This window comes from Kribbella sp. NPDC031520 (assembly GCF_055580825.1).
Map to the genome: position 1 here is coordinate 220,082 of NZ_JBVIKS010000002.1, position 15,618 is coordinate 235,699.

Genomic DNA, 15,618 nt, shown 5'->3' on the forward strand with positions numbered 1-15,618 from the left:
ACTCCTGCAGGGACTGGATGATCAATCGGAGCACTCGCCCGCGAACGCGAGGAAGTCTCGTGGGTCCACGAGAACCGTGGGCTCTTCACCTGAATACACGGTTGTGCGCCGGGCCGACCCTTTGTGAATGGGATCACTAGCTGGCAGGATCTGCGGCATGGTGCGGGGTCGGCGGTGGTTGGACGGGATGTCTGAGCGCTGGGTGCCGCCGACGAGCGGGGACCTGGCGAGTCCGTACCGGTACTTGTTCTGGCTGACGCGGTCGCAGTCGCGCCGCGTCGCGCTGGGTGCGACGTTGGGGATCTGCTGGATGGTCGGCCTCACGATCCCGCCCTGGGTGCTGTCCCGCGCCGTCGACCGAGGACTCGTCGCACGGGACACGTACGCGCTCCTCGAATGGGCGATGGTGCTCCTCGTGATCACGGTCCTCAACGCATTCGTCGGCATCGCCAGGCACCGGACGATGACGAAGATCCGGATGGACGCCGCCTTCCGGTCCGTCCGCGCGACGGTCTGGCACACGTCCCGCCTCGGCGCCTCGCTGAGCAGGCGTATGACGGCAGGCGAGGTCGTCACCGTCGGCATCTCCGACGTCTACACGGTTGCGCAGGCGCTCACGGTCACCGGCCCGGGCATCGGTGCGGTCGTCGCGTACGCCGTGGTCGCGGTCGTACTGTTCACCATCTCTCCCCTGCTCGCCGCTGTCGTCCTGGCCGGCGTACCGCTGCTCGCCGTCGCGGTCGGCCCGTTCCTCCGACGCATCGAGCGCACCGGCGGCACCTACCGCGCACATCAAGGAACGCTGACGACGCGCCTCGTCGACGTACTCGCCGGCCTGCGAGTCCTCAACGGCCTCGGCGGAAAGACCTTCGTCGCCGAACGGTACGAACGCGAGTCGCAGAACCTGGTCCGGCACGGCTACCGCGTCGCCGGCCCCTCGAGCTGGGTCGGCGCCTTGGCGACCGGTCTGCCAGCACTGTTTCTCGCGGCGGTCGTGTGGTTGTCCGCACGGATGGCCGCCACTGGCGCGATCACGATCGGCGATGTGGTCGCGGTCTACGGGTACGTCGCCGTACTGGTCGTCCCCGTCGCGGCGCTGATCGAGGGCGGCGGCGATCTCGCCCGCGCTCGCGTCGCCGGGCAGCGCATCATCGACCTCCTCAACCTGCCCGTCGGCCACGAGGACAAGGGCCGTACGCCGATACCGGCCGGCCCACTGGTCGACCCCGAGTCCGGCGTGATCATCCGCCCGGGCCTGTTCACCGCGCTCGTCGCCGCGAAGCCAACGGAGGCGATCGCCGTGGTCGAACGGCTCGGTCACGTCAGGACCAACGCCGTGACCTGGGCGGACATACCGATCGACGAGCTCTCCCGCGTGGAGCTCCGGCACCAATTGGTTGTCGCCGACAACGATGCCGAGGTGTTCGCCGGTACGGTTCGTGACGTCGTCGCGGGACGCCTGGAACCTGACGACGACAGGATCCGTACGGCGCTCCACGTAGCGGTCGCCGAGGACGTAGTAGAGGCTCTCCCCAACGGTCTCGACACGCCGATCGCAGCCGGCGGGACCGACCTGTCGGGCGGACAACGCCAACGGATTCGCCTGGCCCGGGCCGTCTATACCCAACCCGACGTACTCCTCGCCGTCGACCCGACCTCAGCGCTCGACGCCAATACCGAAGCGGCCGTCGTCGATCGGATCCGCGAGGCCCGCAGCGGTACGACGACCGTGATCACCACGTCGTCTCCGCTCGTACTGGATCGCGCCGACGAGGTGATCGTTCTGCTGGACGGCAAGGTGTCGGCGGCAAGCACCCACGCGGCTCTCCTGCGAAGCCATCCCCACTACCGCGACCTGGTGTCCCGCAATGAGTAGCCAACTCCCGGTCGCGAGCACCGCCGAGGTTCGCTCTGCCGCGTTCCGCGACCTTGGCGCCGACCGCAGAGCAGTTGTCGGAATCGTTCTCGTCAACGGCCTCGCGTCAGCCGCCGGACTGGTCGCGCCCTGGCTGCTCGGGCGCATCGTCGACACGATTAGGGCCGGCGGCAGCGACGTGCTCAGCGCAGTCGACCGGCTCGCGTTCGGGGCGCTCGTGTTCACCGTCGTACAGACAGTGCTGTCGTGGTGGGCGCTGAAGATCGGCTACCGATTCGGCGAACGTACGGCAGCCCGCGTCCGCGAACGTTTCCTCAGCCGGACCCTCGCGCTGCCGCCCCGCTCGGCCGACCACCTTTCGGCCGGCGACCTCATCGCCCGCGGAAGCACCGACGCGTCGCTCGTTGCGTCGACGCTGCGATCCGCCGTACCTGAGGTAATTGTCGCGATCATCCACGGGCTGTTCCTCATCGTCGCGGTTCTCGTCCTCGATCCGCGGCTCGGACTGTGCGGAATCCTCTGCCTGGTCGGTGTCGCTGCGGCCGTCCGGTGGTATCTGCGACGCGCGCGACCGGCGTACCTGGCGGTCGCGGCAACCGGTGCCGAGTTGGCCGATGCCGTTGCCAGTACGGCGAAAGGCGCGCGAACGGTCGAACTGCTCGGCCTCGAGCACCGTCGGCAGGAGGTGACCGAGACCGCGATCGCCCGCGCCCGCGCCGCGCGGCTCGACGCGCTGTGGTTGCGGACGGTCCTGTTCCCATCGGCGGACATCTCACTCGCGCTGCCAGTGGTCGGCGTGCTGCTGGTCGGCGGCGCGCTGTACGCCAACAATCTCGTCAGCCTCGGCGTCGTCGTGACGGCGACGGTGTACCTGCGTCAACTCGTCGGGCCGCTCGACACGCTGATGCTCTGGATCGAACAGCTGCAAGGCGCCGGCGCGTCGTACGCCCGCGTCGAAGGTCTCGCCGCCCTCCACATCGACAACCGGCCGGTCTTGCCGACCGAGAGCATCGGCGACCGGATCCAGGTGACGAACGCGCACTACAGCTACACCGGTGCTCGCGACGTGCTGCGTGGCATCGACCTGCAGGTCCAACCTGGCGAACGCCTCGCGATCGTCGGCACGTCAGGTGCCGGAAAGTCCACGCTTGCCCGGCTCCTAGCTGGTCTCGACCGGCCGCACACCGGTTCGGTGACGATCGGCGGTACGCCGGTTGCCGACCTGCCGCCGGAACAGCTCCGCGAACACGTCGTACTGATCACCCAGGACCATCACGTCTTCCACGACACCGTCCGCGACAACCTGCTGATCGCGAAACCGGACGCCTCGGGCGAGGAGTTGTACGCCGCACTCACCGCCGTCGGCGCTACCTGGTGGAACGAGCTGGCGGACGAGGTCGGTACCGACCTGGACGATGCCGCCGCGCAGCAGCTCTCACTCGCGCGGGTCGTGCTCGCGAACCCGCACACGCTGATCCTGGACGAGGCGACCGCACTGCTCGATCCGAAGACGGCACGCCGGACGGAACAGTCGCTGGCCGCGGTACTGAGGGGCCGTACGGTGATCGCGATCGCGCACCGCCTCCAGACGGCCCACGACGCGGACCGCATCGCGGTAATGGAAGCCGGCGAACTGGTAGAGCTCGGCACACACGACGAACTCGTACGCGCCGGACGCGTGTACGGCCAGCTCTGGCACGCCTGGCACACGGAGACCTGACCCTCCGGAGCTGTAGAGAGGACTTGTGTCTGTCGTGAGCGAGCAGGTGATCGCGGAGCTGCAGCGGCGGGTCCCTGCATTGCTGGCGGAACATCGGCTGCCTGGGCTCGCGCTCGGGATTTGTGATGTGGACTCGGTGCTGTGGTCGGCCGGATTCGGCCGAACGCGAGCGCAGGGCGGCGTACCGATCACGACCGAGACGATGTTCTCCGTCCAGTCGTGCTCGAAGATGTACACGGCGACGGCGGTGCTGCTCGCCGTACAGGACGGACTCGTCGAACTGGACAAGCCGATCACCCGGTATCTCCCCGAGTTCCGCGTCAACAGCTCGTTCGAGGATCATCCAGAGCGGTTGATCACGTTGCGGCATCTGCTCAGCCACACGGCCGGCTTCACGCATGAGGCGCCGGTCGGATCCAACTATCGAGTCGGTGACAGGTCGTTCCGGGCGCATTGCGAGAGCATTTCTGACACCTGGTTGCGCTTTCCGGTCGGGCAGCGGTACGAGTATTCGAATCTCGGCATCGATCTGGCCGGATACATTCTTCAGCGATGCAGTGGGCGGCCGTTCCACGAGTTCGTGCGGCGGAGGTTGTTCGAGCCCCTCGGGCTCGAACGGACTACGTTCGACTTCCGGGTGATCAAGCGGGATGCCGGCCGGGCGATCGGGCACTCGGCCGGGTACTCGCGGTTGCCGGTTCGGGTGCCGGTGGTTGCCGCGGGCGGTTTGTACACGAGCGTCGACGATGCGTGCCGATTCGTGCAGTTCCATCTTCAGGACGGTGAGCGGTTTGCCGAGATGTACGCCGGTACGGAGTACGGCCTGGGGATCGCGCTGACGCGGGCGAACGGGATCCCGGTGCGTGGGCACGGTGGTGGTGGGTTCGGGTTCCTGGCCGACATGTACTGGGCGCCGCGGCACGGGATCGGTGTCGTCGTACTGACGAACTCGACGGCTCACCCGTTGCAGTGGACTCTTGCCTCGGACATCTTCCGCGACCTCCTCGGGGAAGAGGCGGCGCAGGACGATCCGCCGCCCGCGCGGCCCGCCGACGAGCTGCCGGAACGGGTGCCGGCTGCGCCGGACGGGCCGTGGAACCGCGACTACGCGATCCACGTGTCCGGGGTTCGCGACGGGACCGCCCGGCTGCGGAAGGAGAACGGCGTACTGATGTTCGATCACTGGATCGGCGGAACGGTCCGGCTGCGCGAGCATCGGCCCGGGCTGTACATCTCGTCGACCGGCGAGGCGCTCGACCTGACGCGGACGCCGCCGACGTACGCGAATGTTCGGCTCTACGAATTGTCGGAACGGGGTGCTTAGGTTCGTTGGAGTGGTGTACCCCATGAACGGAGATGGTGATGACGGCTGGCGGGTTCTCGGCGAAGCGGCTCGTGCGGTTGCGGGAGTTGCAGGAGCGGTACGTCGCGTCCGGCGTGGTGCCGGGGATGCTGGCGGTGCTCGCGCGGCGGGGTGAGGTGTACGTCGAGGCGACGGGGCAGCTCTCGTTCGAGGGCGCCGGGGCTCAGGTCCCGATGGCGACAGACACGGTCGTGCGGATGGCGTCGATGACGAAGCCGATCGTGGCCGCGTGCGCGATGACGTTGATCGAGGACTGTAGGTTGCGGCTCGACGATCCGATCGACGAGTTCGTGCCGGAGCTGGCGAACATGCGGGTGCTTGCCGATCCTTCGGGTCCGTTGGAGGACACGGTCGCGGCGGCGCGGCCGATCACGGTGCGGGACGTGCTGGCCTTCACGCTCGGGACCGGGGTGGCGCCTGAGGACACGCCGATCTCGGCCGCGCTGGACGGGCTCCGCGGGTCGACGCTGGACGAGTGGGTGGAGCGGCTCGGCCGGATTCCGTTGGTGTACCAGCCGGGTGAGCGGTGGCTGTACGACACCGGCGCCGACGTGGCCGGCGTACTGATCCAGCGGGCGACCGGGAAGTCGTTCGGTGCGGCGTTGCAGGAGCGGATCCTGGAGCCGCTCGGGATGAAGGACACCGGGTTCAGCGTGAATCCGGACAGCCTGGAACGGTTCGCGGCGGCGTACCACCAGGACAACGCACCGACCGGTGAGGCCGTTGCCCTGCCTGACGAGGAACGGTGGAGCAAGCCGCCGAAGCTCGAAGCCGGAAGCGGCGGGCTGGTGTCGACGGCCGACGACTACCTGACCTTCGCGTCGGCGCTCCTCGCGGGCGGCGGGGAGATCCTGTCCCCCGCCTCGGTCTCGCTGATGACGAGCGACCAGCTCAGCCCGACGCAGCGGCAGATCTCCGGCTTCTGGCCCGGCTATTTCGAGAACACGAGCTGGGGTCTCGGCCTGGGCCTGGTCACCCGCCGTACGACCCTGGGCCCGTCCGCCGGCAGCTACGGCTGGGGTGGCTTCTACGGCACCGCCTGGTACAACGACCCCGCCGAAGACCTCACCGCCCTCCTCATCCAGCAGCGAGCCCACGCCGGCGACTTCCGCCTCCCCCTCCCCCGAGACTTCTGGACCACCGTCTACCAGGCCCTCGAGGACTAGCGAAGCCGCCCCCGGCCTTCCCTTGCACGAGCTTCACCAGATCCCCGACATCCCCCACGAACCCCAGCGCCAACTCTTCCGCACTCCACTCCCGCCCATACCGCTCAACCTCCCGCCGCGTGTACATGCGCCGCACCTGCCGGGCTCGCTCGTTCAGCTGCTGGAAACTGGTCACCTGAGCGAACCTACTGAGCTGGTGGTGGGGAAAGAATGTTCGGGGTGGGTGTCGTAGTGGCGGGTTCGGGTTCGTTGGAGGGGTGTACGGGGTTACTGGAGGGAGAGGGTGATGCAGTACTTGATTTCGGTGGTTGACGACAAGACCGGGTCCGCGACGGATGACGAGATGGCGGCGATCACGGCGTTCAACGAGCAGTTGCAGGCCGATGGGCACTGGGTGTTCGCGGGTGGGTTGAGCTCGCCGAGTGACGCGACCGTGATCGACGGGCGGGGTGAGGAGCCGATCTTCACCGACGGGCCGTTCGTGGAGACGAAGGAGTACATGGCCGGGTTCTGGGTGTTCGAGGCCGACGATCTGGATGTCGCGCTGAAGCTCGCGGCCGGGGCGTCCAAGGCGTGCAACCGGCGGCTCGAGGTGCGGCCGTTCCTGTGACCGGTGTCGAGGAAGCGATCACCCAGGCCCATCGGAACGAGTGGGCGCGGGTGGTCGCGTCCTTGGCCAAGCGGTTCGGCGACCTCGACATCGCGGAGGAATCGGCCGCTGAGGCGTTCGCGACGGCGGTCGAGCGGTGGCCCGTCGACGGCGTACCGCCGAACCCCGGCGCTTGGCTGACCACCACCGCGAACCGCAAGGCGATCGACCGGATCCGCCGTGAGACCAAGCGGGACGACAAACAGAAGGAGGCTCAGATGTCGTACGACGAACCGCCGGAGCCTCTCGGGGTGATCGACGACGAGCGGCTGCGGCTGATCTTCACGTGCTGCCACCCGGCGCTCGCGATGGAGACCCGCGTCGCGCTGACGCTCCGCCTGGTCGGCGGGCTGACCGTACCGGAGATCGCCCGCGCGTTCCTGGTCCAGGAGACCGCGATGGGCCAGCGGATCACCCGCGCGAAGGCGAAGATCAAGGCGGCGCGGATCCCGTACCGGGTCCCGGCCGCGGAGGACCTGCCAAGCCGGATGTCCGGCGTACTCGCGGTGCTGTTCCTGGTGTTCAACGAGGGCTACCTGGCGACCGGTCCCGACACCGACCCGATCCGCCATGACCTGACCGCGGAGGCGATCCGCCTCACCCGCCTGATCCGCGCGCTGCTGCCGGCCGACGGCGAGGTCGCGGGTCTGCTGGCGTTGATGCTCCTCACCGAGGCCCGCCGTACCGCGCGCGTCTCGCAGACCGGTGAACTGGTCGCGCTCGACGAGCAGGACCGCGGCGCCTGGGACGCCGAGATGATTGCCGAGGGCCACGACCTGGTTCGGCAGCGGCTCGCGACCCGGCAACCGCCCGGGCGGTACCAGATCCTGGCCGCGATCAATGCCGTACACACCTCCGCCCGCGACATCCGGGACACCGACTGGTCGCAGGTCGTCGCGCTGTACGACCAGCTCGCGCGGCTCGACCGCTCCCCGATCGTCGCGCTCAACCGCGCGATCGCGATCGCCGAACTCGACGGCCCGGACGTCGCGCTGGCGATGATCGACGAACTCGGCGACAAGCTGTCCGCGTACCACCTCTTCCACGCGACCCGTGCGGACATGCTCCGCCGGCAGGGGCGGAGCGAAGAGTCGCGGGCCGCGTACGACACGGCGATCGAGCTCGCGGGCAACACCGCCGAGGTCGCATATCTGACCCGTCGGCGGGCGCAACTGGGTTGAGGGTTGCGCTCGAACGCCTTACCATGAGGTAATGCATTACCAAATGGTAAGGAGATGAACATGCCTGACGTGACCCGCCGGATCACGATTCCCCGGCCGCCGAGCGTGGTGTGGCAGCAGTTCGGCACCGAGGACGCGTTGCGCCGATGGTTGTCGTCGACGCTGACGATCGACCTGCAGGAGGGTGGCCCGTACCGGATGCTCGGTGCGGACGGCGTCACGTGGATCAGTGGCGTCGTACTCGAACTGGTCCCCGAGGGCCGGCTCGTGCTGTCGTGGATGGAGGAGGACGCCGGGTGGGAGCATCCGGGGCGGTTGGTGATCGAGCTGCGCGCGGCCGGCGCAGGTACGGAGGTGTCGCTGACGCACGATGGGTTCGCCGGCATCGGTACGGCGACGTGGCAGCGAACCCGGGAGGCGTACGAGCGGGGCGCCGACAAGCACCAGGTGCTGGAACAGCTCGCGGCCGTGGTGAACGGCGTTGGCTGACGACGCCGACCCGTTCCGGGCGATCGCGGATCCGACGCGGCGGGGCATGCTGGAGCTGTTGATGTCGCGCGGCAGTCTGACCGTCGGTGAGCTCGCGGCGGAGTTCCCGGAGTTGGTGACGTCGGGCATCTCGAAGCATCTGATGACGTTGCGGGCGGCCGGGCTGGTGGTGGCGGAGAAGTCCGGACGGCATCAGCATTACCGCATCGACGACCGCGGCCTGGATGCCGCTTTCGGGACGTGGGTCTCGCAGTACGACGCCTATTGGGCGAATGCTTTGAAGAAGCTGCGTGATCTGTCTATTGACGACCGTAGCGAGCCAGACAGTGCCACACGTACTTGATCGCTTGGGGCGGATACTTGGCACCACCGAGTGCGTACGGCGTCAGCTCCTGACCGATCTCGCGCGCGAGTGCGACGGTGTCGGCGCCGCGGTACGCCGGGTCGAACGCGGCCAGCTCGCACAGCTGCGGCAAGGTTGTCCGATCGCCGAAGTGTTTCGGGCCGCGGGCCGAGTCCGGGAAGCAGAACGTCGCGCGCTCGATCACTTCCGGATTCAGCCGTAGGTACGACGACCCGAAACGGATCGCGCCGCCGTACACGTCGGCATGCCGGTTCCACACGCCGTACACAGGGCGGGCCGTGTCGGGTTGGTCGTCGTACCGTCCGGCGAACAGGCGGCTCTCCCAGACCTGGCGATCTCCCCCGAGTCCGCCGTTGGAGATCCCGGTGGCGAACTGGGACTTGTAGATGCCGTCGGCCACCATCGACTCGATCACGGTCCGCTCCCCATGCGGCCAGTTCGGATGGAACTGCAGCGTCAGCACGGGGCTCGTTCCCCGAGCCACCGATCCCGAGCCCCTGACGCCCGCAGGACGAGCCTCGCGGTCTTGATCGGTGCCGGCGGCCAGTCGACGGGTCCCAGGTCAGACATTGATGTCGAAGCCGAGGTCGAGGTCGCAGGCGGCCTGGCCGGCGCGGATGCCCCAGTTGGTGGTGGGGTGGTCGCGGACGAGGATCGTGATGTGGTCGGGTGGGATGTTGAAGGCCTTCAGGTTGGTGACGATTTCGGTGTAGAGGGTGCGCTTGGCGTCGACCGAACGGCCGGCGAAGCAGTCGATGGTGACGAGCGTGAAGTACTCCGGCTGCGTCAGGCGCGGTGAGCAGGCGAAGCGGTGTGGCTGGTGTACGACCACCCGCACGTCCTTGTCCTGCGGCGGGATCTTGAACGCCGTCACCAGCGCCGCGTGGACCGCCTCGACGATCCCAGCCTCGTCCGCCGCGGAGTACTCCCGGCGTACCTCGATCTGTGCACTCGGCATGAGCTGATTCCTTTCCCAGTCGACCGCCCCTCCCCGAACCCCACCACGAAGCCCTGACTCCGGCGAGCCAATATGTGGTTCTTATCCGGTGGAGCTGGTCTCGAGAGCGGCTGCCAGCATGCGGTGACCTTGTTGTTCGAAGGCTTCTTCGCCGACCTGGTAGGCCCAAACCGCCGTACTGACTGCTTCGCGTATGCGGGTGCGTTGCCAGGCGTCGGGCTCGCGGGGGTCGCCGCCGTAGCCGGTGAGGAACGCCGGCTCCAAGGCAGGGTCGCGCTGGAACTGCTGAACGGCCAGACGAGCAAGGTCGGTGTACCCGGGGCGCAGATCGGCGCGGCCGAAGTCGATCACCCGGACGGTGCCGTGGTCGATCAGCCAGTTGCGGGGTTGCCAGTCGCCGTGGGTGGGGACGAGGAGCGCGGTCGGGGTCGGCCAGTGGTCGATGGCCGCGCGGACCCGGTCCACGACGTCGGGGGCGATTCGGTGCGGCATCCGTAGGTAGCGCAGGATCCGTTCGTTCTCGCGGGATTCGTAGGCGTCGTCGCGTACGGCGGACTGCTGGTGGAGGGCGGCGAGCAGTCCGCCGGCCTGCTGGTAGGTGTCCGGCGTGAACTCGTACGGCGTACCTTCGACGAGTTCGCCGGGCAGATACCGGGTGAGGAGCAGCTTCGCGTCGTCGTCGGCGTTGATCAGCTCGGCGGCTCGGCCGCGCGTCGTCCACGGCTCCAACCGGTTGCGGTGGGCCCGTAGTTCGCGGGCGAGGTGGTGGTCCGTCGCGTCGCCGGCCTTCGCGATGTAGCGGACGCCGTCGTGTTCGAGCTCCAGGACGAGCGTGCCGATGATGCCCCAGCTGTGGTCCCGCACGATCGTGGCGGACGGCAACCACTGGTCCAGCAGCTCCCGCTGCCGCTCGGAAAGTCGCACAGACCCGAGACTAACCCAGAAAAGTTGCGGAGAATGGTGGACGAATTCCCCCGGAGGATTTATCCTGGCCGAATGCAGAATTCACAGGGAAATGTCTCTTCATCAAGAAACCTATCATCGGAAATTGCGGAAAGCAAGTCCGGGGAATTCTGGCAGCTCGGCACCGACCGGGTGCGGCGGATCGGCTTCGGCGCGAAGCGGCTCGCGGGATCCGCCGCGACCGACGGGCCGGACGTACAGGAGCGGGCGATCGCGCTGCTGCGGCGGGTCGTCGAGCTCGGGGTGAACCACCTCGACACCGCCGCGTTCTATCCCAACCACGGAGGCGGCGCCGAGACCTCGTTCGAGAGCCTGGACTGGGCGAACGACGTGATCCGCCGGGCGCTCGCGCCGTACCCGGAGGACCTGGTGATCGCGACCAAGGTCGGTCCGACGAACCACGGGTTGGCACGGCCGGACGAGCTGCGCGGGCTGGTCGAGGCGGATCTGCGGGCGCTCGGTGTCGACTCGCTCGACCTGGTCTACCTGCGGCAGATGCGGCTGGAGTCGATCGCGGAGCACTTCGGTGTGCTCGCCGAACTACAGGCGAAAGGCATGATCCGGCAGCTCGGCATCTCGAACGTGAAAGTCGCGCATTTGCACGAGGCGCGCGCGATCGCGCCGGTGGTCGCGGTGCAGAACCGCTACAGCGTTGGATTCGGGCGGGTGAACGACGAAATCCTGGAGGTGTGCGGTGAGCTCGGAATCGCGTTCGTGCCGTTCTTCGCGGTGACGGCCGAGTCGCGGGAGGCCGGCGGGGTCCCCGAGTCGGACGTCGTACAGGAGATCGCGGCGCGGCACGGGGCGACCGAGGCGCAGGTCCGCCTGGCCTGGACACTCAGCCGCGGCCCGCACGTACTCGCCATCCCAGGTACATCGAGCGAGCACCACCTCAAGGAAAACCTCGCCGCCGCCGACCTCGACCTCTCCCACGACGACCTCGCCGCCCTGAACTCCCTCACCGACTAACCCGCGACGTGCCGGGGCAACCGCCCCGGCACGTCCGAGCGGTGGGAGTTGACCTTCGCCGAGCAGCGGCGGTTGCGCGTGCGGGAGTTCCTCGGCGTCGTTGCGAGCGATGCCGAGGTGGACGCGATGTTCGATGAGTACGTACGGCGGCACGAGGCGGGCTGGACGACGTACGACGACGCCGTACCGGCGTCGCGCGGCGTCCGGTCCGCCGGGCTCGGGGCGGCGGTAGTAGGCCGGCGTATCGCGAGTGCGGGCGTTGGTCGAGATCAGCCTGCGAGGCGGCGGCGGTGGGCTCGTTGGCGGCAGGTAGGGCCGCAGTAGCGGGCTGGGCGGCCGGTGGGGCGGAGTGGGAGTGGGGTGCCGCAGTCCGCGCAGATGCCTTCGGGGACGTCACGAAAGATTTGTTGTTCCGTGACGCCAGTGGAACTGCGCAGGCTTTCCAGGATCAGCTGGACGAGCCTGAGTCCGGCGGCTCGGTCGCCGCGGGCCGCGAGCATCGAGGCGCAGCCGGCAGTGATCGAGACGACGTCGTCGGGGCTGACGTCGGCGCGGACGCCGCCGGAACGCTGCGCCGCGTGCAGCAGGGCGGTCAGGACCTGGCGGAATCGCTGGGCGGATGCCTTGAGCATCGGGCGCGGCCAGCTGCCGTCTTCGGCGACCACCTCGCAGATCTGTCCGCGCCGGTCCGATTTCTGCACGACATCCAGCAGAAAACCGAAGAACGCCTGCGTAGGAGCGAAGCGCGCCATGCGCTGCTCGCCGGAGGCGACCAGCTCCTCGAGGTGCTGCACGAACACCGCCTCGAGCAGAGCCTGTTTGGTCGGGAAGTGCCGGTACACCGTGCCGGCGCCGACCCCGGCCCGGCGCGCGATCTCGCCGAGCGGGACGTCGAGCCCCTGCTGGGCGAAGGCCTCGCCGGCCGCGGACAGCATCTTGGCCCGGTTGCGGCGTGCGTCGGCCCGATCGCCCCCGCTGGTCACAGTCATCATGTCACGAAATCCCTTGTGCGGCGGTCCTAACCGGGTTGAAGTATTCCAGATATCCCCCCAAGGAGAGGACGACATGACCAAGCAACCGAACCGCGGCCCTGTTGCAGTGACCGGTGCCACCGGCAAGCAGGGCGGCGCGACCGCGCGCCGGCTGCTGGCCGGAGGTTGGCGGGTGCGCGCACTCGTACGTGACAAGGCCTCGCCCGCGGCCGCAGCGCTCGCGGACGCCGGTGCCGAGCTCGCCGTCGCGGACTTCGACGACCCGTCCAGCCTGCCGCCGGCGCTCGACGGAGCCACCGCGCTGTTCGCCGTACCGCCGACGACCTATGGTCCGGGCGGCAGCAATCCGGAGCTGGAGTTCACGCGCGGCAAAGCCTTGGCTGATGCCGCCGTCGCCGCAGGGATTCGGCACGTGGTGTTCACCGGTGTCGCGTCGACGACCGGCGACGCGTTCGCGGCACCGGGCAAGCGGCGGACCGAGCAATACCTGCGCGAGCACCTCCCGCTCGTCACCGTGCTGGGGCCGGTGCGGTTCATGACGAACTACCTCGGGTCACCCGGCCTCGGTCTGGAAGGGTTCGCCGACGGCGTCCATCGGCACCTGTTTCCGCCGGACGAGCCCGTTCAGGTGATCGCCATCGAAGACATCGCCGAGTTCGCCGTACTGGCGTTCGAGCAGCCCGAGCGGTTCGCGGGACGGACGCTGGAGTTGGCCGGTGACGACCTCACACCGGTCGAGGCTGTCGCCGTGATCGGCGCCGCAACCGGAGTCGAGGTGCGGTACGAGCAACTCACCCACGACGAGGCCGCCGCGCTGAACCCGGAGATCGCCGAGACGCGACAGCGGTGGATATCCGGTCAGCGCTGGCATGCCGACATCGAGGCGCTGCGGGTGATCCACCCAGGATTGCGCACACTCGCCGACTGGCTCGCGGAATCGGGCGCCGCCGCACTCCGCACCCGCCTGCTCGGAACGGCCTAGCCGGCCGCACGTCCCCGTGTTCGGCACGACCGAGCCGGCCGCGTGTTCGCCACCGGCCAACTGTGAGGCGTCGTCAGAAGCTCACCTCGTCGGTCTCCTTGACCGCGGCGGTCCTCCCAGGCGCGCGGTGATTCTCCCAGTAGAGATTGGTGTGGGCGATCACCTTGTCGGGTGTCGGCGCTCCCCACTCCGAGAGGTCCTCGGTGGTATGCGCATCGCCGACCAGCGTCACGTCGTACCCACGAACCATCGCGCCGTGGATCGTCGAGCGGATGCATTCGTCGGTCTGGGCGCCGCTGACGACGAGGTGGCCGATGCCGGCGCGGGCGAGGACGTCCTCCAGGTCGGTCGCCTCGAACGAGTCGGCGTACGTCTTGTGGACGAGCGCCTCGGAGTCGTCGCGGGCCAACTCCGGCACGAGCTGCCAGTCATAGCTGTCCTTCGAGAGGTTCTCGCTGGAGTGCTGGACCCAGACCACCGGCACTCCCCCGGCGCGAGCCTTGCCGACGAGCGTGCCGATGTTCGCGACGACACGGTCGCGCTCGTGCGCCTCGTTCACGACACCGTTCTGTACGTCGACCACCAGCAGGCCGGTGTTCGGCCGATCAGACAGCGTGGACATATCCGCTCCTTCCAGCAGGTACGAAGGAACGCTAGCCAGACCCACCGACAGTTTCCGTCAGCTCCGCAACCGGAGCCGCACCACCGGCACGTCCCCGTCGTCGAGATCCTCTGCCCGCCGCACCGCCGCCTTCACCGGCAGGAGGTACCGCCCGTCCTTGGGAAACATCGACGTCTCCCAAACACTCCCGCCGATCTCCGCGGTGACCGGAATCATCCCCCACCCGTACGACACGAACCCGGACTCCGCCTCGAAGTACCCACACTCCTCCTCCGGCACCGTGATGAAGTACCAAGGCGCCGGCCCCCGCCAGTACCAGATCTCCCCGGAGAACTCGATGTCGTTCACTTCTCTCCCAGAGTGCTTGCGGCGAGGAGGCGGTGGGCCAGGTCGCGAGAGGCCTTTTGGAGTTCGGGACTGCCGAGGATTCGGTACGACGCCTTGATGGCGGTCAGTTGGGTGGCGTACCACTCCGGCTCGTCGGTGCTGGCCGAGAGCCGGGTGTGGGCGTCGTCCATCGGTTCCAGACGGCCCATGCTCCTGGGGATCCAGCATCGGGTGGCGTCCAGCGGGGCGTCGATTTCTACCTCGATCGGGTAGCGCCAGCCCATGGCCAGGTGTTCTTCTACGGCGGCCAGAGCATCCAGGTCGGCCGGTGGGGTGAAGAGGCTGGGTTGGGGGTCGACCCTGGTGATCTTGTCCACGCGGAGGACCCGTTGGGCGTCCTTCGTGTGGGACCAGCACAGCAGGTACCAGCGGCCTCGGCGCACCACGACCGCCCACGGATCGACGTCCATCGCCCACTCGTCCTGGTGGCGGCGGTACGTAATGGTGACGCGGCGGGTGTCGGTACTGTGCGAAACGAGGGCCGCGGTGATCTCGGGGTCGGGCGTACGTGCGCCGGGATCCGGGCCGCGGGCGCTGACCCGGCGGACCGCGTCGGTGGCGCGGGCGACCGGTTCGGGCAGGACGCGGATGATCTTGCCGAGGGCGGTATCGACCGGGTCGGCCGTGCCGCGCGGGCCTTCGAGAACGGCCATCACCAGGCCGAGCGCCTCGGTGTTGCTGAACATCAGCGGCGCGAGTCGCAGGCCACGTCCGACGCGGTAGCCGCCGTACGGGCCGCGGACCGATTCGATCGGGATGTCTGCCTCGCGCAGGATCGCCACGTACCGGCGGGCTGCGCGTTCGGACACGCCGAGCTTGTCGCCGAGGCGTTCCGCGGTGATCCCGGGATTGTTCTGGATCAGCTCCAGGACCATCAGGGTGCGCGCCGTCGGGCTCACGTCGTACGCCATCGTCCACCATTCCGGAGGCAGTCCGT

The 15,618-nt window shown here is 68.5% G+C and carries 18 protein-coding genes; 11 read left to right on the forward strand and 7 right to left on the reverse strand.

What is annotated here, in order from left to right:
• The first annotated feature begins 187 nt into the window (after positions 1-187).
• The 8 genes from ACZ5BU_RS09620 (at position 188) to ACZ5BU_RS09655 (ending at position 8,787) form a co-directional block, all read left to right on the forward strand.
• A complete protein-coding gene (locus ACZ5BU_RS09620; protein ID WP_465697128.1) occupies positions 188-1,876 on the forward strand; it encodes an ABC transporter ATP-binding protein in 1,689 nt (562 codons plus the stop codon).
• Positions 1,869-3,596 carry an ABC transporter ATP-binding protein gene (locus tag ACZ5BU_RS09625; RefSeq protein WP_465697130.1) on the forward strand — a complete coding sequence of 576 codons (1,728 nt, stop codon included), beginning with the start codon at positions 1,869-1,871 and terminating at the stop codon, positions 3,594-3,596. Before ACZ5BU_RS09620 ends, ACZ5BU_RS09625 begins: the two co-directional genes overlap by 8 nt.
• 34 nt (positions 3,597-3,630) lie before the next feature.
• The gene (locus ACZ5BU_RS09630; RefSeq protein WP_465697132.1) at positions 3,631-4,920 is read left to right on the forward strand and encodes a serine hydrolase domain-containing protein; all 1,290 of its coding nucleotides are present in this window, start codon (positions 3,631-3,633) and stop codon (positions 4,918-4,920) included.
• Positions 4,921-4,958: 38 nt separating this feature from the next.
• On the forward strand, positions 4,959-6,125 hold the full coding sequence (locus ACZ5BU_RS09635; RefSeq protein ID WP_465697134.1) for a serine hydrolase domain-containing protein: 1,167 nt from the start codon (positions 4,959-4,961) through the stop codon (positions 6,123-6,125).
• A gap of 286 nt (positions 6,126-6,411) precedes the next feature.
• Positions 6,412-6,735, forward strand: a complete 324-nt coding sequence (locus ACZ5BU_RS09640; protein ID WP_465697136.1) for a YciI family protein — start codon at positions 6,412-6,414, stop codon at positions 6,733-6,735.
• Complete coding sequence (locus ACZ5BU_RS09645; protein WP_465697138.1) at positions 6,732-7,955, forward strand: RNA polymerase sigma factor; 1,224 nt, start codon at positions 6,732-6,734, stop codon at positions 7,953-7,955. Before ACZ5BU_RS09640 ends, ACZ5BU_RS09645 begins: the two co-directional genes overlap by 4 nt.
• 60 nt (positions 7,956-8,015) lie before the next feature.
• Entirely contained in the window at positions 8,016-8,444 is a 429-nt protein-coding gene (locus tag ACZ5BU_RS09650) for an SRPBCC family protein (protein WP_465697140.1), read from the forward strand.
• Positions 8,437-8,787: an ArsR/SmtB family transcription factor gene (locus ACZ5BU_RS09655; protein ID WP_465697142.1), complete on the forward strand. Its 351-nt coding sequence runs from the start codon at positions 8,437-8,439 to the stop codon at positions 8,785-8,787. Before ACZ5BU_RS09650 ends, ACZ5BU_RS09655 begins: the two co-directional genes overlap by 8 nt.
• On the opposite strand, the gene ACZ5BU_RS09660 is transcribed toward ACZ5BU_RS09655, so the two are convergent.
• The 3 genes from ACZ5BU_RS09660 to ACZ5BU_RS09670 all read right to left on the reverse strand — a co-directional run bounded on the left by ACZ5BU_RS09660 (position 8,744) and on the right by ACZ5BU_RS09670 (position 10,690).
• Positions 8,744-9,271 carry a DUF3626 domain-containing protein gene (locus ACZ5BU_RS09660; RefSeq protein WP_465697144.1) on the reverse strand — a complete coding sequence of 176 codons (528 nt, stop codon included), beginning with the start codon at positions 9,269-9,271 and terminating at the stop codon, positions 8,744-8,746. The genes ACZ5BU_RS09655 and ACZ5BU_RS09660 overlap by 44 nt on opposite strands.
• 99 nt (positions 9,272-9,370) lie before the next feature.
• Positions 9,371-9,766: a tautomerase family protein gene (locus tag ACZ5BU_RS09665; RefSeq protein WP_465697146.1), complete on the reverse strand. Its 396-nt coding sequence runs from the start codon at positions 9,764-9,766 to the stop codon at positions 9,371-9,373.
• A gap of 81 nt (positions 9,767-9,847) precedes the next feature.
• Entirely contained in the window at positions 9,848-10,690 is an 843-nt protein-coding gene (locus ACZ5BU_RS09670; RefSeq protein ID WP_465697148.1) for a phosphotransferase, read from the reverse strand.
• A 171-nt stretch (positions 10,691-10,861) separates the two neighbouring features.
• Here ACZ5BU_RS09670 and ACZ5BU_RS09675 point away from each other — a divergent pair, with 171 nt between their 5' ends.
• Together ACZ5BU_RS09675 and ACZ5BU_RS09680 are read left to right on the forward strand one after the other, a co-directional pair.
• Positions 10,862-11,698, forward strand: coding sequence for an aldo/keto reductase (locus ACZ5BU_RS09675; RefSeq protein WP_465697150.1), 837 nt, complete (start codon positions 10,862-10,864; stop codon positions 11,696-11,698).
• A 48-nt stretch (positions 11,699-11,746) separates the two neighbouring features.
• Complete coding sequence (locus ACZ5BU_RS09680) at positions 11,747-12,022, forward strand: hypothetical protein (protein ID WP_465697151.1); 276 nt, start codon at positions 11,747-11,749, stop codon at positions 12,020-12,022.
• On the opposite strand, the gene ACZ5BU_RS09685 is transcribed toward ACZ5BU_RS09680, so the two are convergent.
• Complete coding sequence (locus tag ACZ5BU_RS09685; protein ID WP_465697153.1) at positions 11,968-12,690, reverse strand: TetR/AcrR family transcriptional regulator; 723 nt, start codon at positions 12,688-12,690, stop codon at positions 11,968-11,970. The genes ACZ5BU_RS09680 and ACZ5BU_RS09685 overlap by 55 nt on opposite strands.
• A gap of 73 nt (positions 12,691-12,763) precedes the next feature.
• Here ACZ5BU_RS09685 and ACZ5BU_RS09690 point away from each other — a divergent pair, with 73 nt between their 5' ends.
• Complete coding sequence (locus ACZ5BU_RS09690) at positions 12,764-13,672, forward strand: NmrA family NAD(P)-binding protein (protein ID WP_465697155.1); 909 nt, start codon at positions 12,764-12,766, stop codon at positions 13,670-13,672.
• Between the two features lie 73 nt (positions 13,673-13,745).
• Here the strand turns inward: ACZ5BU_RS09690 and ACZ5BU_RS09695 are convergent, their stop codons facing one another.
• The 3 genes from ACZ5BU_RS09695 to ACZ5BU_RS09705 are packed head-to-tail and all read right to left on the reverse strand — an operon-like array spanning position 13,746 to position 15,592.
• Positions 13,746-14,294: an isochorismatase family protein gene (locus tag ACZ5BU_RS09695; protein ID WP_465697157.1), complete on the reverse strand. Its 549-nt coding sequence runs from the start codon at positions 14,292-14,294 to the stop codon at positions 13,746-13,748.
• A 57-nt stretch (positions 14,295-14,351) separates the two neighbouring features.
• Positions 14,352-14,642, reverse strand: coding sequence for a DUF1905 domain-containing protein (locus ACZ5BU_RS09700; protein ID WP_465697159.1), 291 nt, complete (start codon positions 14,640-14,642; stop codon positions 14,352-14,354).
• A complete protein-coding gene (locus ACZ5BU_RS09705; RefSeq protein WP_465697161.1) occupies positions 14,639-15,592 on the reverse strand; it encodes a helix-turn-helix transcriptional regulator in 954 nt (317 codons plus the stop codon). Before ACZ5BU_RS09705 ends, ACZ5BU_RS09700 begins: the two co-directional genes overlap by 4 nt.
• Positions 15,593-15,618 lie beyond the last annotated feature (26 nt).